Consider the following 26,518-nt stretch of genomic DNA (forward strand, 5'->3'; position numbering starts at 1 on the left):
ACCTCCTAGCTTAAGTATTGGGAAACACGGTCGAGAATACGGTTCATATTGTCAATCATGTTGAGCATGCCGTGCATTTCAATGCTTCCATCGCTGATACAGGCCATAGCACTGACCTCTCCGGAAAGGAGCTTTCCTGCGACGTCAAGGCTTGAAAAGACCATGGATGATCTTGGGTTTCGGCACGGCTGTTTAATGGTTGTGAGCCGATGATTTTTTACATCGACCGTAATCCCCATCACGTTTTTTACATCAATGGCAATCTCTCCGTCTGGAATCTGACTTGCACTGACCATTCCGCTCTTATCGTTGTTGCCGACCTGTGCGACTGCAGCAGCTGCGGTATAGAGCATTAGTCTGGTGCTGATCTCGCGAAAGCCGGGGCTTTGAAGTGCAGCCTTCGAAGGCTTTAAGTAATTCTTCATTACTTCCGTCAAAGGAACAAAGGTTTTGGTTAGCAGGGCCAGCTTGGTGAAGCCTTTAGAAGGCATAGGAGAATAGGTTCCATTGATCATACCGTTAAATTTTTCGCATGAAGGGAACGGCAGCAATATGGTGCAGCCGCTGCTTCCTTCACGGAGCTCACAATGCCCGTTTTTAAATGCGAGAACCGCTTGGGGACCTCCTTTTACTGCAAATCCGATGGAAAAGGGCTCCTTGCCTTTTAAGATACTCTTTGCTTCAGGGGCGAGTTCACATAGATTTTCCAATGTACCCAGTACTGCAAAGAGGTTTACATAGGCAAGGGTTCTGCTGTCTATTTGCGTGAGCAAGAAATAACACCTCCTTCATTAGGGAGCCGCTGATTCATTCCAGGCGCACATCTTTTGGTTCATGTTTCGCTTGGTGCGTACCTTCCATTCAATCAGCGATTCCTTCCATACTTAATCTTATGTTTGATATATCATGAAATTTCTGATTTTGTATAGTAAAAATGGGAATAAGTCGATATAATATAGGAAAAATTCTGAAAATTCAGAGGGAATCTCGATGAAAAGCACGATCGTACCGGCAAATTACATCCCGTTTCAGCCCGGATTCGAACAGAAGATTCATTACCGGAATTTTGTGGTGCCTGCTGATCATCCCCTCCATGGTTTGGTGGCGGACTTCTATCAGTTTGATTCTATTTCGGCTGAAGGGGAGCTTTGTGTGATCCCTGATGGGTGTATTGATTTGCTCTTTCGATATGGTGGTTGCCGTGTGGTCATGACAGTAGAAGGGTATCATATGAAGAAGGTTCTCATTCCCATTGATCAAATTGGCTGTGCCTTTGGCGTGCGGCTTGCTCCCGGAGGGCTGAGTAATTTCACACGCATTAAGACATGGGAATTAGTAGGGAAGCAGCTTCCGCTGACGGATGTGCTGGAAGACAGTCCGATTCTTGAACGGATGGATCTTGCTGCGGCTTTTGAGGAACGGATTGCAATCGTGACGGAATATTTGGTGCGGCAGCTCCGTAAGTGTCTTGATTCGGCAGGAATTGTACGGTTTTGCACAGAGCGAGTCATTCATTGTCGGGGTCATCTACCAATCAGTGAACTTTCCAGAGAAACCGGATATTCGGTGCGCTATTTGAGAAATCTTTATCAGAGACACGTAGGCATTTCACCTAAGGAATTCTGTGAGATCATCCAGCTTCAAACATCCATTCTGCAATACACTTTGCTGATGAAGCAGAATCAACGTGTTGCCCTATCTGACCTTGCAATACAATTCGGATATTATGATCAATCCCATATGAATAAATGTTATCAGAAGTTAGTCGGTTCTCTTCCTCAGAAATTTTACTATGAGATACAACGCTGAACATTTCATCCCCGTATCCGGTTTTTAACCAACTGGAATACGGGGATTTTTTTATAAAAGTTGCTTGACAGAAACCATAAATAGTAATAATATAATTCCCATAGATATAGTATGAAATGATTACGAACAAAGCTTTGTAATCGTTTCTACATTACACTAGCACGAAATCAGAGTTCCAAAGGAGGTATGATCATGGCAGTTCTGACAGAAGAAATGAAAAAGGTCCTGCGTGTTGTGGGAAAAGGTGGAGCAGTGGTTCACCTGACCACTAGCAGCATTGACGGAAAGCCCAACATTGTAGCGGAACGTTTTGTAACCCATTATAAAGACGAGTACATATTGATCGCAGATATGTTCGCACAGAAAACCAAGGTGAATCTCAATGAAAATCCAGTAGCATGCATCTCTGTGGCACATCCCGTAAAAGACCACACGTGGGTGTTCAGAGGTCCCTGCACTGTGATCAGCAATGCAGCACCAGACCAATACCGCTGGCATGATATCGTCGCTGGTGAAGTTTTGGAAGACTGGGGTGATTGGGTCTCAAAAGAACCGCCGGATGAGGTTCCACCGGATATTGCACCGCCAAAGGTTGCGCAAAGAGGCATTATTGCTTTAAAGGTGGATGAGATATATGATTTTGACGCTGCAAACGCAGGTCAAAGTATTTTATAAGGAGGTGGGAGCATGTCGATAATTTTAACCCCAAGAATGAAAGATTGGTTTGCAGAAAATGGTGCGCATATTGCATTTGCAACAAAAAAGGGTTTCCCTTCTGTGATTGTTGCAGAAAAGATAAATGCGGAGGGTGACACGATACGAATCGCGCTCTCCTCCAGCCAAATCAAGCAGATCGAGCAGATTCTTTTAGAAAATCCATACGCTGCTTTAGCTCCCGGAAATCTTGGATCCGTTAGAGCTCCCTATCAGGTGAAAGGCTCTGCAAAACTTTGGAGTGAGCTCCTCGAGATCAAAGTGGAAGAGGTTTACTGCACAAAGCCGGGAGCTGAAGCTGGCATTCGGCTGGATACGCTTGGTTATGACGGTATGAAGGAATACGACGAAAGTCGCTGGACCGATCTTTCTCCGAAAGCGTAACGGGATCGTCCTGGAAAGGGGGGGAGTAAATGAGCACTGGAAGAGAAGACGGGAAACCTGTGACCCCTGTAGAAGCCGCTAAAACTGAAGGGAAACTACCGAAAAAGCTTCCTTGGGTCATTCCGGTGAATTGTGAAGGCTGCGGTTCCTGTGTAAATGCCTGCAAAAATGGTCTTATGATGAAAGAAACCAATGTTGCGGGTGTATTTGTACCGTGGCTGGATGAACCTAGACGCTGTACCGGATGCGGACGCTGTGCTGCGGTCTGCGTCATGGGTGCCATTTCAATGACGAGCTATGTTGAAATGGCTTTGAGCCGTTTTCTTGAGAAAAAACCGGAACTGCCGTATGAAGAAATCTCCTAAGCAACTAGAGCGTTCACCTGGCGGCAGGAACAAATTATAGAAGGATGAAACGAGGTGCGGAATGGGTAACATTAGAAGCAGTGACGAGCCTGTGGGGAGAATGGCCAAACTTATGGCGGAACTCTACCATTTTATGGCCAGCGAGCTCATCGCTCAGCTTGGCGAAGAAAAGGGAACGGAAGCGATTCGAAATGCCATCACGAGGTTTGGAGAAGCAAGGGCTTCGGTGATGAAGGAGGAAGCAGCGGAGCGGGGTCTGCCAATCAATGGAGAAACCTATGCTCTCGTCAGGGATATGCCTTCCGTCTCTTGGGAAAAAGACCCTGATCAGCCGACAGATATCACCTACTGCCCTATGCACGATATGTGGGAGCAGCTGGATGCTCTAAAGCTGGGTGCACTTTATTGCGAGATTGATGCAGTGCTTTACAGACAGTTTCAAGTTGATTTTGAGAGGCCACTCTGTAAAACAGACGGGGATAGCTGCTGCAGATTTTTAATAAAAGATTGATGAAAGCGGCTAAAACTTCGTTTCCGAAGTGCAGCCATACAGTCATATAGAGGAAAAGACTTAGAAGCGGTTTTACGTAAGCGTAAAGGCCGCTTTTTTTGTGCGAAGCCACTTTCTTGTGAATCAATAAAGGCGAGGACAGTAAAGTCTATTCCTGCAGATTCTAATTATAAAATCCATGGATATATTGCAAGAAACAAAAGGACATAGTACCACTTAAGCGGTTACTTTCACGATACCTTAGGGTATATAAAAACATTGATGTGATTTCGGTCGGCAATTTTGCCTAAGGTGAACTTGCTGAAAGAGGATAAAAAAGAAAAATCAAAATGGTGAAGAAATGTACAAGGAGGATATATTATGAGCAGAATCGTTGTGATTGGAGCGAATCACGCCGGTACGGCAGCAGTGAATACAATTTTGTCTAATTCGAAAGAGCATGAGGTAGTCGTCTTTGATTCAAATTCAAATATCAGCTTCTTAGGCTGCGGCATGGCCCTTTGGATCGGAAATCAAATCAGCGGACCAGAGGGACTATTCTACTCTAGCAAGGCTGCGCTGGAGGCAAAGGGTGCAAAGGTTTTTATGGAGACGCGGGTACTGGATCTCGACTTTGAAAGGAAGACAATCCTTGCCGAAGGAAAAGATGGGAGCATGATCCAGCAGCCTTATGATAAACTGATCTTAGCGACCGGATCCCTTCCCATCGTTCCAATGATTCCGGGGCATGATCTGAAAAACGTCCAGCCGGTAAAGCTGTATCAGCATGCACAGGATGTAATTGAAAAGCTGAAAAATCCAGAAATGAAAGATATCGTCGTAGTTGGAGCAGGTTATATCGGGGTAGAGCTTGCTGAAGCATTTAAAAGGCATGGCAGAAATGTAACGATGATCGATGTGGAAAAGACGTGCTTGTCGGCTTATTATGATGAATCATTCACTGATATGATGAAAAGGAATCTTGAAGAGCACGGGATCAGGCTGGCCTTCGGTGAGAAGGTTACCGAGATCAGAGGAAACGGCTGTGTTGAGGAAGTTGTGACTAATATGAATCGTTATAAAGCGGATATGGTTGTAATGGCCATCGGATTCCGCCCCAATGCTGAACTCGGGAAGAAACAGCTGGCTCAATTCAGAAACGGAGCATACCTCGTCAATAAACAGCAGGAAACCTCCGTTACGGATGTTTATGCCATCGGGGACTGTGCAACGGTTTACGATAATTCCATCGATGGAGAAAATTACATTGCACTGGCTACAAATGCGGTTCGATCCGGCGTTGTTGCAGCTCACAATGTACTAGGAACACCGCTGGAATCTGCCGGCGTCCAAGGCTCCAATGGCATTAGCATCTTCGACCTTAAGATGGTATCTACGGGGCTTACCCTGAACAAAGCCAAGCGTCGCGGGATCAATGCCCTGGCATCAGACTATGAGGATCTGCAAAAACCGGAATTTATAGAAAGTGAAAATGAGCCGGTTAAGATTCGGATCGTTTATGATGGGGAAACAAGAGTGGTTCTTGGGGCACAGATGGCTTCCAGGCATGATCTTTCCATGGGGATTCATATGTTTTCTCTGGCGATTCAGGAGAAAGTTACAGTGGATAAACTGGCACTTACCGACTTGTTTTTCTTACCTCATTTTAATAAGCCGTATAACTATATCACCATGGCTGCGCTTAGCGCTAAATAAGGAAATCGCAGATTAGAGGGTCTTAGAATTAAGAATGTAGTCTCAAATGGCAACGCGTAAACTCATTTGTGAAAAACTGAAAGAGAAATGTTAAAAATTTATCAATAATTCAAAAACCTCCTTGCTAAATAATAAAACACAGGGTATACTTAATAAAAAAAGTGGAAATGACGGAATCAAGGCTTCCTATTTCCAGATGTCGCCAGAGGCGACAACAACCAAAGTGCTTTCTTTGTTATTCCGTCAATATCACTTTCAGTGATATTTTCCTGCATAATAAAAAAAGTGGAAATGACGGAATCAAGGCTTCCTATTTCCAGATGTCGCCAGAGGCGACAACCAAGGTACTTTCTTTGAAACATAAGGAAATATCCACCACTGGATATTTCCTTTGTTATAAAAATAAGTTCTGGAAAGCAATGCTTCTCCCTTTAAAAGGAAGATCATTCCGCAGATTTTAGAAAAGGAATCATTACAGCTTTCCTCAGCCAATGCAAATACAAATACAATTCAGGAGGTTACGATGTCAATTAGAAAAAAACTAGGGATCGATTTTGGAAACATTGATCCGATCACTTCACGCGAAGATAGAATTCAGTACATCAACTTCAAATTGGCATCCCTCGGTCTGCCTATTTATCGCTCTGAATCCGATAATGAAACCGGCACATATTTCATCGATCTGTTTGAAGACATTATCAAGGACTATAAAGAGAAGAAAAGAATGGTTGATGTGAACGAGGTTGGCGTTTATAAGCGTATCAATCAGTTTTTCAGCAGCTATTTCAGTGATAGCTCCTATGTACCGAGGGTTGTTGATGAGTCCCTGACACTGGATCATTACGGCCTGGCAAGAGAAATGTCTCTGCCGCCTGACGGAAATACCTATAAAAATGAACTGATCAGCAGTTACAGGATTAAACAGGGCGTCCTGAACAATCCGAAGAATGACAGACGTACTACAGAAGGTTCGTTCCATATTGTCGAAGGGGGATTGCCCATTCCTTATGATAAAAAAGCTGTTCCGAAGGAGACTTTTGTAAAACTATATCAGTGTGCTGTGAATCCTCCGGAGGATATGAAGCTGCTGCCTTTTACAATCAATCAGGATAATCAGGCAAAAACCTTTGTTTCTCTTATGGTTAAGCCCACTGTATCCCCCAAGGTTCCCGGCGTTCAGGAAGAGAAAAGAATGGAAGTGTTCTTTGTAGCACCCGGCAATTTCGTATCGAATCTGGATTTTATAGAATCGGTGTTTGGAAACAGCGGAGATCCCAGCTCACATAGCAATGACTCCGGCCTTGACATCGACAAGTGGTCCGGGCATACGGGGTACATCCTGCTCGCGCCCCATCTATCCAAAATGAGAAAGATTGATCTGGGTCTTCCTCATTACGACGATGCAACGGAGCGTCAGCGCCGTGACGGCATGTGCTATAAAGATGAGAATGAACTGTACAACGACGGAAATGCATTCAAACTGACCTGCAGAGACAAGAGTGGAGTGGCTGTGACTTTGATCGCTGATAACTACTACGGCTATTCGAAAAAAGAGATCAAAACTCAGATCAGCTTTGCTGCTAACCTCTATGGAAACGTGGAAGAAGAGCATGCTGGAGGTACCATTGCATACCCACAGAAGAATCTTGGAGTGAACTACAATGCGGTTGAGGATGCCAGCCTTACTGGCTATACCTTCGAGGATGTGATCAAGACTTACGGTGATCTGATGGAACTTCAGATTGAAGAGCGTTATGGTATCGATAAGCAGAATAGTCAGATTATCTATGTGCCTGAGAACATCAAGGTCGATTTATATAAGAATGAAATTAAGTGGAATTACAATGAGAAGGAATGCAAGCTAAAGTTGCTGCCAGGCTACTTCTATGTTCTGCCTAATGGTGAAAAAATTCACATAGAAAAGCACCCGGAAGCTCCAGTCTGGAAGCTCATTAGTACCGAGGCAAAAGGAACCTTCTGCCACAAGCCCTGTACGGTTTCCGGCGGAGGTAAATCTGAGATCTCAAAATCCATCAGTAACTCTATTATTTACGGAACCTATTATGTAAATGATCTAGAGAAGGATTTGGACTATGTAGAGCGCATTCTGAACTATGATTACAGACGTCGCTGGAGAGATTGCCCTGATAGAACGAGACCTGCTCGCCCGATTCTTTCCATTGACAGAACCCTTGGATCCGTCATCAAGCTGCTGACGCCTTCCTCTTTGTATACAGATGAGTACAATGCATATATCGAAGAGATTCCAAACCATGTCAAGGCGTTGGTCTTCATGGTAAAGAGGTTCTATCGAACCTCTTGGGGAGATGCATGGAGAAACCACTTCACCGTTGATCTGATCAATGGAAAACCGGGGAACGAGCTGAAATTTGACAATAGAAGAATCAGACCCAGCTATCTGCGGGTCGGCTTTGGAAAAGATAAAGCCTGGAGAATCTTTAAACTCCGGATGGATTTTATGCCAAGCGAAAAGCTTCAGATGGAAGACGATATTACCGCTTCTGTCCTGATACCAGCAGGCAGTCTGAAGAATGTCAACCCGGAATACTGCAACAGCAGTTATAAATTCCCGGTGAACTGTGAGTATCGATTCTTCCAAAGGCCTGATGATGCTGTTCACAAGGGATACGATTTGCAGGCGGAAAAAGATCTGTCCAGCAACAATCTCTTTGCAACAAACTTTGAACCAATGACTAAGGCTGATGTTGAGGAATTAAAAAATGACGTAATGGGATACATCGCATACACTGAGCCGGTCAGAAATCATATTGAAGCATTCTTGAAAGGCAATGACGAATACTGCGTTGTTTCTTCTGAAAGCAGAATTGTTGACGGAAAGCCCAGCAAGAATCCGAGATATCTGGAGCACCGCTCCGATTTCATGAATCCGTTGAAAGGATATTTGGCTGAAGTAGGAGAGCGTCTTTCCAGAAAGATCCCGCTGTCTGAGTCGGTTCCCATGCCCGTGAATGCAGTACTGCCAGGTAGAAGAAATAATCCGCCGGGACTGGAAGGCGATAAAAAGGTTCCGCCGCTCAGCGTGTATAATCCTATTCACTACCAAGAACTCCCAGAGCTGTTTATGGATTTCATCAGCAGCCTGACTGGAAAATCTCCGTCAACCACGGGAGCAGGCTCCGAGGGAGCTCTGACGAAAGGCCCCTTTAATATGCTGCTGCCGGTATATGACCTGAATAACGCCCTGCTTTCTTACCTATTGGGGGATTACAATGTATATACCACACCGGCAGGACATATCGGATCGAATATCAGGGTGGATCATGACATTTCCATGCTGGTTCCTGAAATCTGGTCAAGGCTGAGGGAGTCTGAAAGAAATCCTCAGAAGATGATCCAGGAGGGTTCACTGGAAAAGATGGAGGACTTTGAATACAATGGCGTTCATGTTCCTGCAGGCAGATTGGGATATCGTATTACTGAGGTCTTCTGCTACAAGTATCTCGGCAAGATCTTTGATGAACCACAGTCTGTATTCAGTGAGGATATTCTGAAACCAGAAACTCAGGGAATGGAAGCATTTGTAGATGGAGTGCTGAATATCGTCAGCGGGCAAAAGAAAGCTGCAATGAATTATTTCCAGGATGGCAGTGTAGACGAGGCCATTCCGCCGATCAAAGCGCTGCTTCATATCATGGTCAACGGAGAATACCAGGGCCACACCCTAGAATCTCCTGAAATCAGAGATTTGTTTAAAAGAGAAAGCGTAATTGCAAGCGACTGGTATGCAGAAAGACTGAGAAATAAGCAGCAGATTGATATTCGTCTGATGGAAGAGATGATCTCCAATTTGGAAGCATTCATAGCAAACCCCATCAACACATCGGTGATCAAAGAATTTAAGTATAATGAGAAGCTTAAAAAAGCGACCGAAACCTTGGCCTACTACCGCTCTGATGATTATCTCAAAGCACTGGTAGGAACCCTGGGCGCTGCATCCATCGCACTGTAACAAAAGATCCAAAAGAACAATAAACTAATGAACCAATAAACAAAAGACAGGGCAACGGCTTTATGAGCATGCCCTGTCTTTTTATGTAAAGGAATATTTTATGGAAATGATCCGACGGAAATAATCGTTGTAAAAGATTCGGAATGATTCTCAACTCATATTTATGAAATTAGAATCGCGAAATAATTGTAATATTTCGTAAATATCTGGTAGAATAGAGGCAAGTTTAGTCTTGCGCAATGAGTGCTGCCCGCTGCAGCCGGCCAAGGGCTGTCGTTGCTGCTGCCGGTCGATATTGACTCGCAGTCATTCTATGGCGCATCAGGAGGGTTACCCATGAGAAGAATCGTCATTATCAATTTTATCATGGCGTTGTGTATGATCGTCATTTTATCACTCAACACGGGACAAGTGCCTGCGCCGATGTATGAGGCTTCCGGTTATTACGTTGATCCCGAGGGCTCTGACCGAAATCCAGGAACACTGCAAAAGCCTTGGAAGACAATTCAGAAAGCAGCAGACTCCGCTCTGCCTGGAAGTACGGTATCCATCAAGGAAGGAACCTACTATGAGCGGATCCGCATTAACGTTTCCGGAAATGCAGAACAGGGAGCCATTACTTTTACAAATTACAACGGTGGAAAGGTAATTCTTGACGGATCCCAATCCTCTGTACAAGATCAAGCGGAGCTGATCCTTATAGAAAATCAAAGCAATCTCATCATTAACGGATTAGAGCTAGTTAACAATGTGAATTCCGATCAGAATTATTTCGTTACAGGGATCAGTATCTGGGGTTCGGGAGACGGGATTACCATCAGCAATTGTAAAATTCATCAAATCTGGTACAACAATATTTCAGAGAAGAATGGAGCAGCGGCGATTGCTGTTTTTGGCAGGGATGGGAACGTTCCGGTACAGAATCTTACTATAGACGGAAATGAAATCTGGAATATCAAGTCCGGCACAGCAGAAGCTGTTTTTCTGACCGGCAATATAAAAGAATTTCACATAACAGATAATGTGATTCGTGATAACAACAACTCAGGCTTGGCAGTCAGAGGTGATGACTCCATGGGAGGCGAACCGGTGTGCTTGCCGGAGGAGAACAATCGGGTCAGAAACGGTCTGATCGCAGGAAATCAGCTTATTGGAAACAGCACCGAAGAAAATCCCTTCTATCAATCGGGCAGCTATTCTGCTGCGGGAATTTTAGCAGATGGGGCCGAAGATGTGGAGCTTGCATACAATACCTGTAAGGAAAACGACATTGGGATACGAGTAACCAATGAAAAACAAGAAAAGAGCTGCAGCGGCATCCTTGTGCGGGATAATCTGATCGTTTCCAATTACTCTTCTGGGCTGAGTGCAGGCGGGTCCGGTACCGATAAGGGCTGGACGGTTCAAATGAGAGTCAGGAACAATACCCTTTACGGGAACGATGTCAAAGGCTTGGGCAAAGGCGAAATTTCCATCGGGAAAAGCCATGATTTGAGTTTTACCGGCAATATCATCTATGCGGGCAATAGAAATCTTGTTGTGGCTGCGAAAGATTTTGGTAAGGAATATATCTACAATCTGGGCTTTAATTACAATATATACTTTGGGCCGGGTGGCGCAAAAGGACTTCGGTTCAAGGGTCCGGAAACAGCAGAGGTAGGACTCAATATGTGGAAGAGCAAAACTGGACAGGATAAAATATCAAAGATTGTTGATCCGGCTTTTGCGAATGCTGCAGCTGAGGATTTTCGCCTGACACAGCGTTCTCCAGCCATCGATTTCAGTGATCCTGCCTATACACCCGCAGAAGGGGTTCTGGATTATGCGGGCAATAAGCGTCTGAATGGCAAGGCAGTGGACTGCGGCGCCTATGAATCTATCTGATCGATTCAGAAAATCAGTATTGGAACTGGATTCAGAAATTTGATTTCAATTATGAGGCCGGGCGGCAGAAGTCCCGGCCTCTGTTCTCTTTTTGACGTCTTTCTCGTTGAAAACCATGAATATATCGGTAAAAAATGGGAGATATTATTTATTGGTATCATTTCAGCAAACCCTCTTTTGGCAAGAGACAACACAACTTAAGTGTTGGAATTTGAGCGCCAGTTGTGCTCAAAGGAGGGTAAGGATTAAAAGGAGACGCAAATTGTATTTAGATGGAATAATCATGATTAGCATTGCATTTTTTGCTGCAGTGCTCTTATATTTTGTTTTGATTCGGATCAGAGAAGGAAGAGATATTCAGGTCAGAGGAGCTGCCTTATCGGAAGAGGTGCTGGAAACCCATGCAAAAGCTATGGCTCAGGAACACTCTGTGGAATTCAAGAAATACAGCGCAGGATGGCCCATGCTCCGAATGAACGATAATTATAACATCATATTATCTGTTTGTAAGAGCTTAAATGAGGATATTGTTCAAAAACGGACCGTTCCTCCGGCAGCAGAGTGGCTTTTGGATAATTTCTATATCGTGGAGGAACAGGTCAAAAGCATTAGAAGAGATTTAAGCCGCAAGGAATACAACGATTTGCCGGTGCTGAAGAGAGGACCTTTCAAAGGGTATGCCCGTATCTTCGCAATATCCGCCGAATTTGTTTCTCATATTGACGGGCAAATTGAAGTTGAAACTCTTCTGAAATACCTGGATGCTTACCAGTCCCACACCGTTCTCCTTGAACGGGAAATCAGCATCATCCCCATCATGATTAAACTGGCTTTGATTGAAAAGATCAGAACCATCAGTGAAAAGGTAAAAGAAACCAAGGAGCAGTGGAATGCTGCAGATGAAATCTTTGAAACATGGATGGCGGGTGAAGGAGATACGGAAAGCATTGTCAGATTGATGAAAAGCAATCTTGACGTCATGGGCGTAGGTGCGGTGAATCCATCCTTCGTGGAGCATCTCTTTTATCGACTCAGAAGATCAGGAAGAAGCTATGCAGGCGTACTGAAATACATCGATGAAAACCTGGAAAAGTTCCATACATCTACGGAAGCAACAGCCCAGAAGGAACATAATGTTCAGGCGGTTCATACTGTTTCCATGGGCAACTGTATTGCCAGTCTGAAATATATCTCCAGCGTGAATTGGTCTGATATCTTTGAATCCATCAGTTTTCTTGAAAAGATACTGATGCAGGACCCAGATGGAACCTATCCGCAGATGGATATCAACTCAAGAAATCATTACAAGGTACAAATCGGCTCGCTTGCGCGAATCCATCAGGTATCTGAGCTTCATATCGCGCAGGAGGCGATCGAGCTGGCGAAAGAAGCAATGCATGAGATTGCGGCTGGACAAGAAGAACGTGTTGTAAAGTCAGACCGCATCCCCAAGGAAGCAGATCAGTCAAAGCAAAGAGCTGATATGAAACGCTGCCATGTGGGTTGGTATCTTGTCGGTAAGGGTCTTAAGACTTTGGAAGATAGGCAGAAGGGCGAAAAGACTTTTGCTGAAAAGCTAAAGCAGAAAATCACAGGCAGTATGGGAGTTCTTTATATGAGCTTCATCGCGGGTGCGACTCTTGTCACTGTTTGCCTTGCTGTTTTTTATGCAGGGAAAAAGCTGGAATCTGCTTCGGTATATCTGGTCATTCTTACGGCAGTAGTGGTACTTATTCCGGCCTCAGAGCTGGCCATTACTGTTGCAAACTGGCTTATCTGTAAAGTCAGAAAACCGGCATTCTTTCCCAGGATGGAACTTACGAGCGGGATTCCGGAACAGTTTTGCACCATGGTGGTCATTCCTGCACTGCTCTCGGACGAAAAGAGAGTGGAACACCTGATTGAAAACTTGGAGAGTCATTATCTGGCGAACAGAGAAAAGAATCTTTATTTTGCGATCCTGGGTATGTTTTCTGATGCAAAGGGACCCAGCAAAGAAAACGATACCGCCATACTCCATGCTGCATCCTACGGTGTGAAAGCGCTGAACGCCAAATATGCAAAGGATGGAAAGGATCTGTTCTACTTCTATAACCGCCTTCGAAAATATAATGAAAAGGACAACAAGTGGACCGGATGGGAACGAAAACGCGGCACCCTGATGGAATTCAATGAAATGCTGCTGGGCTCTCAGGAGACCAGCTTTATCTTCTATTCCAGCCGAAAGCTACCGGCGGAAAAGATCAAATATGTGATTACGCTTGATGCTGATACCATACTGCCCTTCGGCATGGCAGCAAAGATGATCGGAGCCATGGCTCACCCCTTGAACGCGCCCGTGATCGATCCGAAAAGAGGCATCGTAATCGATGGGTACGGTATCATGCAGCCAAGGATATCTTTTGATATAGAAAGTGCAAATCGGTCGATCTTTTCCAGAATCTATACTGGACAGGAGGGAATTGATCCCTATGCCTGTGCGATTTCCGACGTGTACCAGGATCTGTTCGGGGAAGGAATCTTCACCGGCAAGGGGATCTACGAGCTGGAGACCTTCCAAAACGTGCTGCGGGATGCATTTCCCGATAACGCTGTCTTGAGCCATGATCTGCTGGAGGGTTCCTACGTCAGAGCCGGTCTCGTCACTGATCTGGAACTGGTGGACTCCTATCCAACAAAATATAATTCCTATATGGCCAGACACCATCGTTGGATCAGGGGAGACTGGCAGCTCATTCCCTGGCTGAGACGGAACATCCGCAATCGAAGCGGAAATCGGATCAGAAATCCACTCTCTTCCATTTCCATATGGAAGATTACGGACAATTTGCGGAGAAGCCTGTTTATGCCATCGGTTCTTCTCCTGATTTTGCTTGGATTTAGCGTCCTTCCCGGAAATGGGAACCTATGGGCCGCGCTGGCATTGCTTGCCATGGGAATGCCTTTCATCCTGAATTTTCTGGATCAGCTGCGGAATCGAGTGAAATACGACAAAATCAAACGGTACATGCCGGGTTTCTTCGGGTTGAAATCCTCATTATTTCAGTTTTTGTTATCGATGATTTTCCTGCCCTATCAAGCTGTTCGAATCATGGATGCGGTGCTGGTGACTCTTTATCGAGTCTGGATCTCCAAGAAAAATCTGCTGGAGTGGATTACTTCCGCTGATGTGGAGCGATTCCAAAGCGGAACGCTGCAAAGCTATTGGCGAACCATGGTCACGAGTCCGCTCATAGGGATTCTTATAGCTGCTGCCGCGATGTTCTGGAAACCGGAAAGTGCAGTCTTTGGGATTGTTTTTTTAGTGATCTGGAGTGCGGCACCCTATATTGCGTACTTGATCAGCAGAGATGATGACGAGGAAGCGGAAGTCCTTACAAAAGACGAGCGCAATGAACTTGGGAAGATTGCACGAAGAACCTGGAGATATTTTGAGGAGTTTTCCAACTCAAAAAACAATTATTTAGCACCGGATAACTTTCAAGAGGACCCTCCAAGAGGGGTTGCCTACAGAAGCTCCCCTACCAATATCGGCTTAGGTCTTCTTGCCTCACTTTCCGGCAGAGACCTGGGATATACGGGAATTAAAGAAGCGGTGGAGATGATTTCAAAGACGATCTCTACCATTGAAAAAATGGAGAAATGGAACGGTCATCTGTATAACTGGTATGATACGAGAACGCTGGAACCTTTGCATCCACTGTATGTTTCAACTGTTGACAGCGGGAATTTCGTCTGCTATTTAATCATTTTACAGGAGGGTTTGAAAAAGTATCTTTCTGCGCCTTTGGTGGATGCTGTGTTTGTACGGGGAATCAAGGATACCCTGCGCAACGGCCTTGCTGACAATGAGCCAATCCCGGCAGAGTTTCACTATTTTGACTTTATGGATGAAGCCGCACCCATCGATCTGACCCAGTGGAATAGAGCCCTGGATGAAATGATGAAGGGACGTGTGGTGACAGGATTAAAACGACCCATCTGGAGAGCGAAAACGGAGAGAATGGGAAGAATGTTCAAGGAGGAATTGAACGCCTTTACACCATGGGTTCCATTGATTGAAGCCATACCGGAAGTATTATGCTGCGAGGAGCTTGCAGACGAATCGGGGCGTCTCCTGGAACTGCTGAATACCAACGTCTCGCTGGAAGGCATTGCGTTGCTGAATAAAAAAATTCTTCGACAGATTGATTCCATTACTAAGCGAACGGCTAAGATAAAGGATCAAAATTTTGAGGAAGGTTATCTGTGGCTAAACCAGATGATTGAGGCCATATTGGAGTCAAACCGATTCTCGCAGAGCTTTCTGCAGCGGTATCAAAGCTTGATTCATCGGATTGAGACCCTGTCCTCTGAAATCAGCTTTAGACCCCTATATAACGACAGTCGGCAGCTGTTTTCCATCGGATACAATGTGGATGAAAAGAAACTTACCAACTCCTATTACGATCTGCTTGCTTCTGAGGCAAGACAGGCTAGCTATATTGCCATTGCACGGGGTGAGGTTCCGCCGAAGCATTGGTTCATGCTGGGAAGACTGCTTACGGTAGTAGATCATTATAAAGGGCTGGTCTCCTGGAGCGGGACCATGTTTGAATATCTCATGCCGCTGCTGGTCATGAAGAGCTATCGGAATACCTTGCTGGATGAAACCTACTCCTTTGTGGTAAAGAGTCAGCAAAAATACGGTAAAGTCAGGAATATGCCCTGGGGTGTTTCTGAATCATCATTCCACTCCCTGGATATCAATCTGGATTATCAATACAAAGCCATCGGTGTGCCATGGCTGGGACTGAAGCGGGGACTCATCGAGGACGCGGTGACCTCGCCCTACTCAACCTTCATGGCATTGATGGTCAATCCAGCCGATGCGTTTAAAAATATCAAGTATCTGAAAGCAGAAGGACTGGAAGGACCCTATGGTTTTTATGAGGCTGCCGATTATACGCCCGAAAGAGTCAACTTCCAGGCGAAGAAGGTAATCATAAAAAGCTTCATGGCACATCACGAAGGAATGAGCTTACTGGCGCTGAACAATTACCTCAACGAAAATATCATGCAAACACGCTTCTCATCAGATCCGTCCGTAAAAGCAGCAAGGCTCCTTCTTCATGAGAAAGTACCTGTGGACATTCTATTTACCAAAGATAACAAAGAGAAGGTTGTTACTAGCAAGGCAAAGATTTATCGTGACAAGGGTGCAGTGAGACGGTTTACCGCTCCTGATTTTGATCTGCCTAAGGTTCATGTACTTTCCAATGGTCAATATTCTGTCATGCTGACGGACAAGGGGACAGGCTACAGCAGAAACAAAACCGTTGATATTTCACGCTGGAGGGAAGACCCGGTGCTGGATCAGTACGGAATGTTCTTCTATATCAAGAATGTGACGGAGAACCGCTATTGGTCTGCAGCCTATGCGCCCTGTAATGTGTTTCCAGAAAAATATGAGGTTGTGTTTACACCGGATAAGGCAACCTTTGAGCGGATGGATGGGGATATTGAAACCATCATGGAAGTTTCCGCAGCCTCAGAGGATCAGGCTGAAATTCGCAGAATCAGCCTTAAGAATAATGGGGATTCCACTTGTGAAATCCAGATAACAAGCTACTTTGAAATCGTACTGGCACCCAGAAACAGCGATATTGCCCATCCGGCCTTCAGCAATCTGTTTGTCAGAACAGAGTACGATTCGGCGCATAGCGCCCTGCTTGCCAACAGAAGACCAAGAACGCCAGAGGATAAGGAAATCTGGATGGGGCAAATGGCTGTAATTAATGGAGATCTGGCTGGTGAAATTCAGTATGAGACCGACCGGATGCATTTTATCGGCAGAGGACATTCCCCTGTCAATCCTGCAGTAATTGAACGGGACAGACCTCTTTCCGGCACCGTTGGACCGGTCCTGGATCCGGTACTGAGCCAGAGAATCAAGCTTACCATCGAGCCGGATGAGACTGCGTCGGTTTCTTTTGTCACCATAACAGCGGCGACGAGAGAATCCGTTCTGGAATTGATGGAGAAGTATGACAATATGGAGGCTTGCGATGCGGCGTTCTGGCTTGCACTGACCAGAAGTCAGGTGGAAACCAAATATCTTAATATCAAAGCGCAGGAGATGGAACTGTACCAGGATATGATTTCCAATATTGTATTTTCGGGTCCTCAGAAGCTACAGTACCGCCAGTTCATCAGGGACAACCGGAAGGGTCAGTCTTCCCTTTGGCCTTATGGCATCTCCGGCGACAGACCTATCGTGCTCGTCGTGCTGGAAAAGACGGAAGAGGTAGAGATTCTATATGAGGTGCTAAGAGCTCATGAATATTGGAGAATCAAGGATTTGCGGGTGGATCTTGTGGTACTTAGCCATGAGGAAAACAGCTATGCCAACCCTCTGCATTCACTGATTTCGGAAATTGTCTGTTCCAGTCAAGCAGCAGATATTTTAAGCTGCTATAACGATATCTATATCATCAATGCCAATAACATGCCTGCTGATGATTTATGCCTGTTCTATGCAGCAGCAAGAATGGTCTTCAAGGGGGGCGAGGGCACGTTGAGAGCACAGGCTAGATCAGGCTTTGACAAACTGATCTCTGTGCAGCCGGAAACGGAGAGGCAACCTCAGGGGAAAGCTTTGCGTAAAAACGTCAAGGAAGAGCACTCCATAAGGAAGCCCACCGAGAGTGATTATCTGGATTCGGCTGAGTACGATGGAAGAAAGGGCAATGAGAGAGAACCAGATCAGCTTGATGAGGGCGGCGGCTCTGCGGAGAATCAGCTTCAATTTTATAACGGATTGGGTGGATTCGATGCAGAAGGAAGAGAATATGTGATTGTGCTGGAGCAGGGACAGGCTACGCCTGCACCATGGGTGAACGTGATTGCAAATCAGGAATTCGGATTCATGGTAACCGAATCGGGAGGAGGATATTGCTGGAGCGAGAACAGCCGTGAAAATAAGCTGTCACCTTGGTCCAACGATCCGGTCAGCGATCGTCCATCGGAGGTGTTCTATCTGACAGAGCGATCAGCTTCTTCGGACGGAAATTCTGACGGTAGTGAGGCAGAAAAAAATGAACGGGAAACATGGAGCCTTACCCCTCTGCCCGTGCGTGAAGAGGAGGCGTACCGCATTCGCCATGGATTTGGTTATACGGAATTTCAACATACCAGTCATGGGATCGCGCAGAAATTAACTCAATTCGTTCCTCTGAAAGGAACCGTAAAAATCAATCTAATAAGTCTTTTTAATGAAAGTAACGCAGAGAAAAACCTGAACGTAACGTATTATGTAAGCCCTGTGCTTGGCGTCAATCAACGAGAGAACGCGATGCACTTAATCAGCGGCATGAGTGATGGCACACTAACGGTGAGAAACCACTATAACCGAGAGTTCCCCGACCGAGTTTTCTTTCTTGAGACTTCATCAAAGGAACGGTGGGTTACGGGAGACAGAAAAGCATTCTTTGGGCTGGGCGGAATGGAAGCTCCTGACGGGCTAAAGACGTCCCAGCTGGACGGCACCCTGGGAGTCGGGTATGATCCTTGCGCAGCGGTGCAGATCAAGCTCTCGCTGAAGCCTGGGGAAACAAGGGAAGTGGTATTCCTTCTTGGGATGACCGAGCAGGAAGAGCGGATCGGCAGTTTGATCGCTTCCTATGGTGATACGGATAAAGCAAAGTCTGCGCTTACAGAAGTGAAGCGTTTCTGGGCAGGCATGCTTCAGACGGTACAGGTCAATACACCGGATACCGCAATGAATTATATGCTGAACGGCTGGCTGCTTTATCAGTCACTAGCCTGCAGAATGTGGGCCAGAACGGCGTTCTATCAGGCTGGAGGCGCGTATGGCTTCAGGGATCAGCTTCAGGATAGTCTTTCTCTTCTGGCGATCAAACCGGAAGTGGCCCGAAGCCAGATTATCCGCCATGCAGGACGGCAATTCCTGCAGGGGGATGTGCTCCATTGGTGGCATGAACCGGCAGGGAAAGGTCCAAGAACTCGTTTCTCAGATGATTATTTGTGGTTAGCCTTTGTTACAGCAGAATATATCCGTGTAACAGGAGATGATTCAATCCTTCAGGAAGAAGCACCTTTCCTGGATGCAGAACCGCTGAAAAATCATGAAGACGAACGATATTGTCTTCCCCGGGTGACCGAGGAGAAGGGTACCATTTTGGATCACTGCCTGAGAGCCATCGAGTATGGTCTCAAATTCGGTGAGCGGGGAATTCCGCTGATCGGAGGTGGAGATTGGAATGATGGAATGAATACGGTAGGCAATGGCGGTAAGGGGGAAAGTGTCTGGCTGGGATGGTTCTTATGTGCAACCCTTCAGCGATTCATTCCCATCTGCAGCCGCATGGGCAGAGCAGAGCAGGCACAGCGTTATGATGAAATGATCCATAAAATTTCCGGAGCCATAGAGGAAAACGCGTGGGACGGCAACTGGTATAAGCGAGCATTTTTCGATAATGGAGCTGTGCTGGGTTCATCCAAGAACAAGGAGTGCAAGATTGACTCACTGGCACAGACCTGGGCAGTGATTTCCGGTAAAGGTGAACCGGGGAGAGTGAAAAAGGCGATGGGCTCTTTAGAGGATTATCTCGTCATGAGAGAGGAAGGACTGATCAAGCTCTTAACACCTCCCTTTGACAACGGTGATTTGGAGCCAGGCTATATCAAAGGCTATGTCCCGGGAGTAAGAGAGAATGGCGGTCAGTACACCCACGCAGCGGCATGGGTCATCATCGCTTTTGCCATGCTTGGAGATGGAGATAAAGCGCTGGAACTCTTTGACCTCATCAATCCCATCAACCACTCCAGAACAGGAAGAGAGGCTTCTATTTATAAAGTGGAACCCTATGTCATTGCAGCCGACGTCTACTCAGTATATCCTCATGTAGGAAGAGGCGGATGGACCTGGTATACCGGTTCTGCGGGCTGGGTTTATAAGGCTGGAGTAGAGAGCATTCTTGGCCTGAGTAAAGACGGGGAAACACTGACCATAAACCCATGTATTCCAAGGAAATGGCAGGGGTTCACTCTGACCTATCGGTACGGTACTTCCGAATATCGAATCACGGTGAAGAATCCGAAAAATCTCAGCAGCGGCATAGAACTTACTTCCGTCGACGGCAAGGAAATTAAGGGGAACACCATTGAACTTTCGGATGACGGAAGGACTCATGAGGTTGAAATTATGATGGGCTAACGAGGAAATATCATAGACCCCATGCCTTCGCATATGATATATTGATTATTAAGGAAGTGAGCAGCCCGCGAAATGCTATATTAATAAAAAGCTCATTGGCTAACAATTAAGTTCAATGACTGTAATCGGCTCAGTGGAGTATCATAAGCTTGGGCTTGATAAGGGAAAGGTATGGAGAATTTTATAGGCAGCGCTAACGGACTGACTGTCAGCGCTGCATCGATGATGGAACGTATCACGGCATGGTTTGGAAGTGTTGCCGCATGGTTTGGCAACGTTTTTGATTGGCTTGGAAGCGTTTCAGCCTGGCATGAAGGTATGAAAGCAGCCGTGGAAGGATATTTTGCAGATCCAATAGAATTCGTTGAATTCTATACCTTTGTGGTGCGATGGATTTTTCCGGTCTTGGCAGTCGCCATATTTTTTCGCTGTGTTTTGCCGCTGCTGCAGGGTGGTATCTCCAGCCGGATCTGGGGATTTCTCGAAATCAAGGGAGGCTACCGGATCGCTGTAAGGCACTGGGAAAATTCCATCGGAAGAAGCAAGCTTTCGGACATTGTGATTAATCTTCCCTTTGTATCAAGAAGCCATGCGGTTCTTTCCTATGGGGAAGAGGGCTGGAGCATTACGGATCTTGAGTCAACCGGCGGCGTTTTGGTAAATGGAACAAAAGTCGAGAAAACGGGAAGTGTTCAAATTGGTGACACCATCTCTCTCTCCGGAGCAGATTTTTTGTTTCTGCCAGGGGACGATAACTGTGAATCTCTGAAAAAGGAAGGTCGGTTTCAGTCGCTTCTCAAGCTGGGGAAGGGATTCTCATCGTGGAAAACACTGCTGCTGATTCTTGCCTTTCAATTACTAGGCGGTATTCAGCTTTGCCTTTCCATCGGCAGTGAATGGGCATTAAAGGCGGCTTATACCTTTTTCTTTTACATCATTGCGGAAAGTGTCTACTTTTTTCTGCTGCGAAAATTTACAAGAAAATATACGGAACTGGAGCTATTGATTTTTTTCCTCTGCGGAATGAATCTCTTTGTGGTGGCGGCGGCAGCACCGGAGCAGCTTTATAAGCAGCTGGCTGCCATCCTCTTAGGGCTGGCTTCTTATAGTGTAATCCAAATGTTGATCAGAGATCCCGGCCAAGGAAGAAAGCTCAAATATGCCCTTGTTGCATTCTCTATAGTGTTGATTTTACTCAACCTAACCATGGGCGAAGCCAGATTCGGAGCGCGAAACTGGATCAATCTGGGCTTTATCACCATTCAACCGATGGAATTTGTAAAGGTAGCCTTCGTTCTCGCGGGGACAGCTACTTTGGATAAATTGCTGACAACGAGAAATCTGACCGCTTTTATTGGTTTTTCCGGAGCATGTATTGGAGCTTTGATCCTAATGCGTGATCTGGGAACTTCCGTCATATTTTTTGTAACCTTTCTGGTGGTAGCTTTTATGCGTTCAGGAGATATCCGAACCATTGCGCTGATCTCGTCGGGAGCAGCGCTGGGCGCGTTTGCTGTTGTTTCTTTTCTTCCCTATATTGCATCCAGATTTCAAGCCTGGGGTCACGTTTGGGATTATGTGGACACCATTGGGTTTCAGCAGACCAGAACGTTAATCGCAGCAGCCAGTGGGGGACTGGTGGGACTCGGGGGCGGCAACGGATATCTGGTGGGAGTCGCGGCCTCGGATACGGATTTGGTGTTTGGCATACTCAGCGAAGAGTGGGGCTTTTTAATCGCTATGATCGTGGTACTGATCGTGGTGTTTCTTGCACTCCTGGCATTATATCTGATGAGAGATTGCAAATCTTCCTTCTATGCTATTTCAGCCTGCGGCGCGGCATCCATCTTTATCATACAAACGATTTTAAATGTGTTTGGTTCACTGGATTTACTGCCCCTTACCGGGGTGACGCTGCCCTTTGTATCCAATGGAGGATCCTCCATGGTGGTCTGCTGGGCTCTGCTTTCCTTCATTAAGGCTGCGGATGAAAGGGTTCGACCAGATCTTAGCAGTGAAGAAGCAGCCGCTGCAGGTTATGATGATGGATACAATCACGTTGAGGATGACCAAGGTTACAACGATACAGATAATAACGAGAATTCAGTTGCCGAGAACGTTGAGAAGGGATTCTATGGACGCACGGCGCAGATCATATACGATGAACGGGATGAATTTGAACGATGGTTTGATGAAGAGACTTCGAAACAGGCTGCAGATTCAGATGAAAATCATGGTAAGGGAGGCACGGAAGGATGAAAATACTTACAAAACGTGCTTTCGGACTTCTTCTTTTGGTGCTGATCTTATTATTAGGACTTACAGTGTTCACATTTCGGTACGTAAAGGATGCCCGCACATGGGCCCAGTATCCAACCAATAAGCACTTGTTTCAAAATGGACAGCTCCTGTCTACAGGGGAAATTCGGGATCGGAACGACGAAATTCTTTACAAAGCTGAGAACGGCGTGCAGCGTTTTCACAGCAGTGAAACCATCAGAAAAGCATTGATGCATACCACGGGAGATTCTTATGGGAATGTGGCGACCAGTGTTCAGGTTGCTTTTGGAGATAAACTATCCGGGTGGGGTCCGGTGAACGGAGCGTATCGGTTCAACGATAGCAGTTTTGGATCAAACCTCAAGCTAACGCTGGATGCGGAGCTTTGCGCCGAAGCCTATCAGGCATTGAAGGGCAGAAAAGGAACCGTCGGTGTGTACAATTATAAAACGGGTGAGCTTTTATGTATGGTCAGTTCTCCAACCTTTGATCCTGAAAATCATCCTGATGTTGCAGCAAATCCTGAAAAATATGAAGGTGTCTACCTCAATCGGCTGATTTCAGCTGCATATACGCCGGGGTCGGTCTTTAAGCTGGTTACTGCAGCCGCTGCAATTGATAAGCTGCCGGACTACAGCAACAGAGTTTTTCATTGCGAGGGTGAAAAGCTGATCGATGGTGATAAAGTGACCTGCCCATCTCCTCATGGAGATGTAACGTTAACCCAAGCGCTTGCGGTATCTTGTAATATCGCATTTGCAGAAATCTCCCTGGAGCTTGGGGGTGATACGCTCCAAAACTATGCAGAAAAAGCAGGCTTTAATGGGAATCTTGAGATAGACGGAATCAAAGCAGCGAAAGGGAAGATCAATACAGCGGGGGCAAAGGGGGGAGACCTTGCTTGGGCAGGGATTGGACAGTATAATGATACCGCAAATCCGCTGACCTTTATGGCATATATGGGATCCATCGCGAATCAAGGCATTCGTGTGAGCCCCAGACTGATCGATAAAAACAGCGGTATACTGAAGCTTCTGCCAGATCTCGGTCCGGAGAAGAAACGGATTCTCAACAAAGCGACAGCGGATACGCTTAAAGCGATGATGCGCAATAATGTCACTGAAGAATACGGCGAAAAAAACTATAAGGGGCTGGAGTTATGCGCAAAATCGGGTACTGCGCAGGTGGGAGGCGATAAGGCACCTCATTCCTGGTTCGCAGGCTTTATGGATCGCCAGGATTGCCCCCTTGCTTTTGTGGTTGTCGTTGAAAACGGAGGAGCAGGAAGTAAAGTCGCAGGCGCTGTTGCTGCAAAAGTGCTCAAGGCTGCTGCGGAAAGGATGGTCTCTGACAACACACAATAAATCAAAAATCCCTTGACAGAATAGGTTTATCGCGATAGACTCATATTGAAGTTTATCGCGATAAACCTATTCTTTTTACAAAAATGCCACATCAAGAGAAATGAGGAGGGGGAACAATGTACGGATATAAGCTTTTTGAAGCGGAGTACAAATTTATGGAAGTGATCTGGAAGCATGCGCCGGTGAATTCCACGAAGCTGGCTCAGTTGTGCTCAGAAATTTTGGGTTGGAAAAAGTCCACTACATATACAGTCCTAAGGAAGTTGTGTGAAAGGGGATTGCTGAAGAACGAAAACGCGGTGGTGACTTATTTGGTGGAGAAAGAGGAAATCGGGATACAGGAGAGCCTGGAACTCTTGGATAAGTCCTTTGGAGGTTCGCTGCCTATGTTTCTGACTACATTCCTGAAGGGAAAGCCACTGACGGAGCAGGAAGCGGCGGAATTAAAAAAGATTATTGACGAAAACAAAAATGGGAAGGGTGAGTAACATGGCGGATGTGTTCTTAACAGTGTTGAATATGAGCATAACCGCTGGTTTTGCCGCTCTGATCGTCCTGTTCATCAGGGGAAGTCTGGGACGAGTAATGCCGCAACTCTTTTCCTATGGGCTATGGATGATTGTCCTGTATAGAATGGTGTTTCCTTTTTCGTTCCCTTCTATTTTCAGCGTCTTCGGCGACCTGAAAAGAAGCCTGGATACCTATACGACTGTGCTGAAAGATATCCCTCTGAGAGGGACAGTCAATTCAGAGCTGCTAGGCAGTCAAGCACAGGAGCTGATGGCTTCTCCTATAAAAGAAACAATGACAGAAGGGGCAGGAGCCATGGGTGCCATTGGAAACGCCGCAGCTCCCACTTCCATAGATTCTATCTTCACTGCATTGATGGTGCTTTGGATTGCCGGAATCTTGATCCTTATGCTATATAACGGAATCTCCTACATCAGATTATGCAGAAGTCTGGCAACTGCAACGCTCTTTGAGAAATCGGAACTGACGGAGGAATGCAGATCCTTAGTCCGACTGGGAAGAACTGTAAGGGTGTTTGAGTCTGACAAGGTGGAGAACCCCTTTGTGTATGGAATTTTGTCTCCCAAAGTTGCGTTGCCTGCTTCCATATGCAAGGATCACGATCCAGAAGGCCAAGAACGGCTTAAACATATTCTTCTTCATGAGTTTTACCATATCAAAAGATGGGACTATCTCTTGAAGCCATTGGCTTTTCTGGTCTTATGTATTCATTGGTTCAATCCTGTTTTGTGGCTTGCCTTCCGGTTCTTTGACAAGGATATGGAGATGTCATGCGATGAAGGTGTGGTAACGTTTTTAAGTGCCGGGGAAAAAGAGAATTATGCGGTGACCTTGCTCAATATGGCTTTGGCAGCATCCGGGCAAGGGAGACGAAGTGTTCCGGCCTTCCATGCAAACGATGTGAAGGAACGGGTAAAACATATCGTAGCATATAAAAAGCCAGGACGGGCAGCAGTTTTGCTGTCAGCGGCCGTTCTGATCCTCTGCGCGGTAGGCCTTTTATCAAATCCGATCTCGTTGGCTACAGGGATGAAAGTGGATCAAGCCAACGTTCTGGTTCTGTGTAATGCGGAAGGCTCACAGTTTCCGGATACAATACTGCTGCTGGGTTACGACGCAGACAGAGAGGGGATCAACGTCGCCTTCGTTCCCAGAGATCTGCTTGTGGGAGAAGAACTGAACGGCGCAGGCAAACTCTCTGGATATGCAGCAAACAATCCGCCGCAAGCAGTAGTGGAAAAACTCGGTGAGATTCTTGGTATTGAAATCAATCATTACGTCAGATTTGATACCGGTGTTTTCCGCGATCTGGTGGATGCCGCTGGCGGGGTGGAGTTTGACGTCCCCACGAAAATGGTGTACGACGACCCAATGCAGAATCTGCATATTGATTTGCAGCCAGGAAAACAGATCCTAGACGGAAAGAAGGCCGAGATGCTGGTGCGGTTCAGAAAGGGTTATAAGGAAGGGGATCTTGCGCGCATCAATGTACAGAAGGAATTTCTCGAAGCGGCACTTGCACAAAAAGGAGAACTGAACCTACCGGCTGAAACGGTCTACCGCATGCTTTCTTCGGGGATGGAAACTGATCTGGATATGAAAACAGCGATGGCAATGATAACGCTGCTTCAAAAGCCTCCATCAAAAGGGGGGCAGGTAAATTTCGTTGAAATCCCAGTTATTGTAGACAATGACCCACCATGGATGCTGCATCTTGACCCGGAGAAAGCCGGTATGATAAGCGACAGCTTCTAACCATTCATAATAAAAGGA

Annotated in this window: 14 protein-coding genes; 13 read left to right on the forward strand and 1 reads right to left on the reverse strand. The window is 46.0% G+C overall.

What is annotated here, in order from left to right:
* Window positions 1-5 precede the first annotated feature (5 nt).
* Complete coding sequence (locus FRZ06_01250; protein QOX62069.1) at window positions 6-773, reverse strand: hypothetical protein; 768 nt, start codon at window positions 771-773, stop codon at window positions 6-8.
* 217 nt (window positions 774-990) lie between these two features.
* On the opposite strand from FRZ06_01250, the gene FRZ06_01255 reads away from it, so the two are divergent.
* The 13 genes from FRZ06_01255 (at window position 991) to FRZ06_01315 (ending at window position 26,500) form a co-directional block, all read left to right on the forward strand.
* Window positions 991-1,809 (forward strand): AraC family transcriptional regulator, encoded by an 819-nt coding sequence (locus FRZ06_01255; GenBank protein QOX62070.1) that lies wholly within the window; start codon window positions 991-993, stop codon window positions 1,807-1,809.
* Between the two features lie 192 nt (window positions 1,810-2,001).
* Entirely contained in the window at window positions 2,002-2,484 is a 483-nt protein-coding gene (locus FRZ06_01260) for a pyridoxamine 5'-phosphate oxidase family protein (GenBank protein ID QOX62071.1), read from the forward strand.
* A 12-nt stretch (window positions 2,485-2,496) separates the two neighbouring features.
* Window positions 2,497-2,907, forward strand: a complete 411-nt coding sequence (locus tag FRZ06_01265) for a pyridoxamine 5'-phosphate oxidase family protein (protein ID QOX62072.1) — start codon at window positions 2,497-2,499, stop codon at window positions 2,905-2,907.
* A gap of 29 nt (window positions 2,908-2,936) precedes the next feature.
* Window positions 2,937-3,272, forward strand: a complete 336-nt coding sequence (locus FRZ06_01270; protein QOX62073.1) for a 4Fe-4S dicluster domain-containing protein — start codon at window positions 2,937-2,939, stop codon at window positions 3,270-3,272.
* A gap of 61 nt (window positions 3,273-3,333) precedes the next feature.
* The gene (locus FRZ06_01275) at window positions 3,334-3,783 is read left to right on the forward strand and encodes a hypothetical protein (GenBank protein QOX62074.1); all 450 of its coding nucleotides are present in this window, start codon (window positions 3,334-3,336) and stop codon (window positions 3,781-3,783) included.
* A gap of 360 nt (window positions 3,784-4,143) precedes the next feature.
* A complete protein-coding gene (locus FRZ06_01280; GenBank protein ID QOX62075.1) occupies window positions 4,144-5,478 on the forward strand; it encodes an NADH oxidase in 1,335 nt (444 codons plus the stop codon).
* Between the two features lie 523 nt (window positions 5,479-6,001).
* Entirely contained in the window at window positions 6,002-9,469 is a 3,468-nt protein-coding gene (locus tag FRZ06_01285; protein ID QOX62076.1) for a hypothetical protein, read from the forward strand.
* A gap of 336 nt (window positions 9,470-9,805) precedes the next feature.
* On the forward strand, window positions 9,806-11,353 hold the full coding sequence (locus FRZ06_01290; protein QOX62077.1) for a DUF1565 domain-containing protein: 1,548 nt from the start codon (window positions 9,806-9,808) through the stop codon (window positions 11,351-11,353).
* Between the two features lie 115 nt (window positions 11,354-11,468).
* Window positions 11,469-20,570: a glycosyl transferase gene (locus FRZ06_01295; protein ID QOX62078.1), complete on the forward strand. Its 9,102-nt coding sequence runs from the start codon at window positions 11,469-11,471 to the stop codon at window positions 20,568-20,570.
* A 171-nt stretch (window positions 20,571-20,741) separates the two neighbouring features.
* Window positions 20,742-22,829: an FHA domain-containing protein gene (locus FRZ06_01300; protein ID QOX62079.1), complete on the forward strand. Its 2,088-nt coding sequence runs from the start codon at window positions 20,742-20,744 to the stop codon at window positions 22,827-22,829.
* On the forward strand, window positions 22,826-24,214 hold the full coding sequence (locus FRZ06_01305; GenBank protein ID QOX62080.1) for a penicillin-binding protein: 1,389 nt from the start codon (window positions 22,826-22,828) through the stop codon (window positions 24,212-24,214). Before FRZ06_01300 ends, FRZ06_01305 begins: the two co-directional genes overlap by 4 nt.
* A 116-nt stretch (window positions 24,215-24,330) precedes the next feature.
* Window positions 24,331-24,702, forward strand: coding sequence for a BlaI/MecI/CopY family transcriptional regulator (locus FRZ06_01310; GenBank protein QOX62081.1), 372 nt, complete (start codon window positions 24,331-24,333; stop codon window positions 24,700-24,702).
* Entirely contained in the window at window positions 24,686-26,500 is a 1,815-nt protein-coding gene (locus FRZ06_01315) for a hypothetical protein (GenBank protein ID QOX62082.1), read from the forward strand. Before FRZ06_01310 ends, FRZ06_01315 begins: the two co-directional genes overlap by 17 nt.
* The last annotated feature ends 18 nt before the right edge of the window (window positions 26,501-26,518 follow it).

It is taken from the genome of Clostridiales bacterium, from assembly GCA_015243575.1.
Lineage (GTDB): Bacteria > Bacillota > Clostridia > Peptostreptococcales > Anaerovoracaceae > Anoxybacterium > Anoxybacterium hadale.

Coding starts and splice junctions, on each gene's coding strand:
- FRZ06_01255 (QOX62070.1), top strand. CDS start 991: ATGAAAAGCACGATCGTACCGGCAAATTACATCCCGTTTCAGCCCGGA.
- FRZ06_01260 (QOX62071.1), top strand. CDS start 2,002: ATGGCAGTTCTGACAGAAGAAATGAAAAAGGTCCTGCGTGTTGTGGGA.
- FRZ06_01265 (QOX62072.1), top strand. CDS start 2,497: ATGTCGATAATTTTAACCCCAAGAATGAAAGATTGGTTTGCAGAAAAT.
- FRZ06_01270 (QOX62073.1), top strand. CDS start 2,937: ATGAGCACTGGAAGAGAAGACGGGAAACCTGTGACCCCTGTAGAAGCC.
- FRZ06_01275 (QOX62074.1), top strand. CDS start 3,334: ATGGGTAACATTAGAAGCAGTGACGAGCCTGTGGGGAGAATGGCCAAA.
- FRZ06_01280 (QOX62075.1), top strand. CDS start 4,144: ATGAGCAGAATCGTTGTGATTGGAGCGAATCACGCCGGTACGGCAGCA.
- FRZ06_01285 (QOX62076.1), top strand. CDS start 6,002: ATGTCAATTAGAAAAAAACTAGGGATCGATTTTGGAAACATTGATCCG.
- FRZ06_01290 (QOX62077.1), top strand. CDS start 9,806: ATGAGAAGAATCGTCATTATCAATTTTATCATGGCGTTGTGTATGATC.
- FRZ06_01295 (QOX62078.1), top strand. CDS start 11,469: ATGAATATATCGGTAAAAAATGGGAGATATTATTTATTGGTATCATTT.
- FRZ06_01300 (QOX62079.1), top strand. CDS start 20,742: ATGGAGAATTTTATAGGCAGCGCTAACGGACTGACTGTCAGCGCTGCA.
- FRZ06_01305 (QOX62080.1), top strand. CDS start 22,826: ATGAAAATACTTACAAAACGTGCTTTCGGACTTCTTCTTTTGGTGCTG.
- FRZ06_01310 (QOX62081.1), top strand. CDS start 24,331: ATGTACGGATATAAGCTTTTTGAAGCGGAGTACAAATTTATGGAAGTG.
- FRZ06_01315 (QOX62082.1), top strand. CDS start 24,686: ATGGGAAGGGTGAGTAACATGGCGGATGTGTTCTTAACAGTGTTGAAT.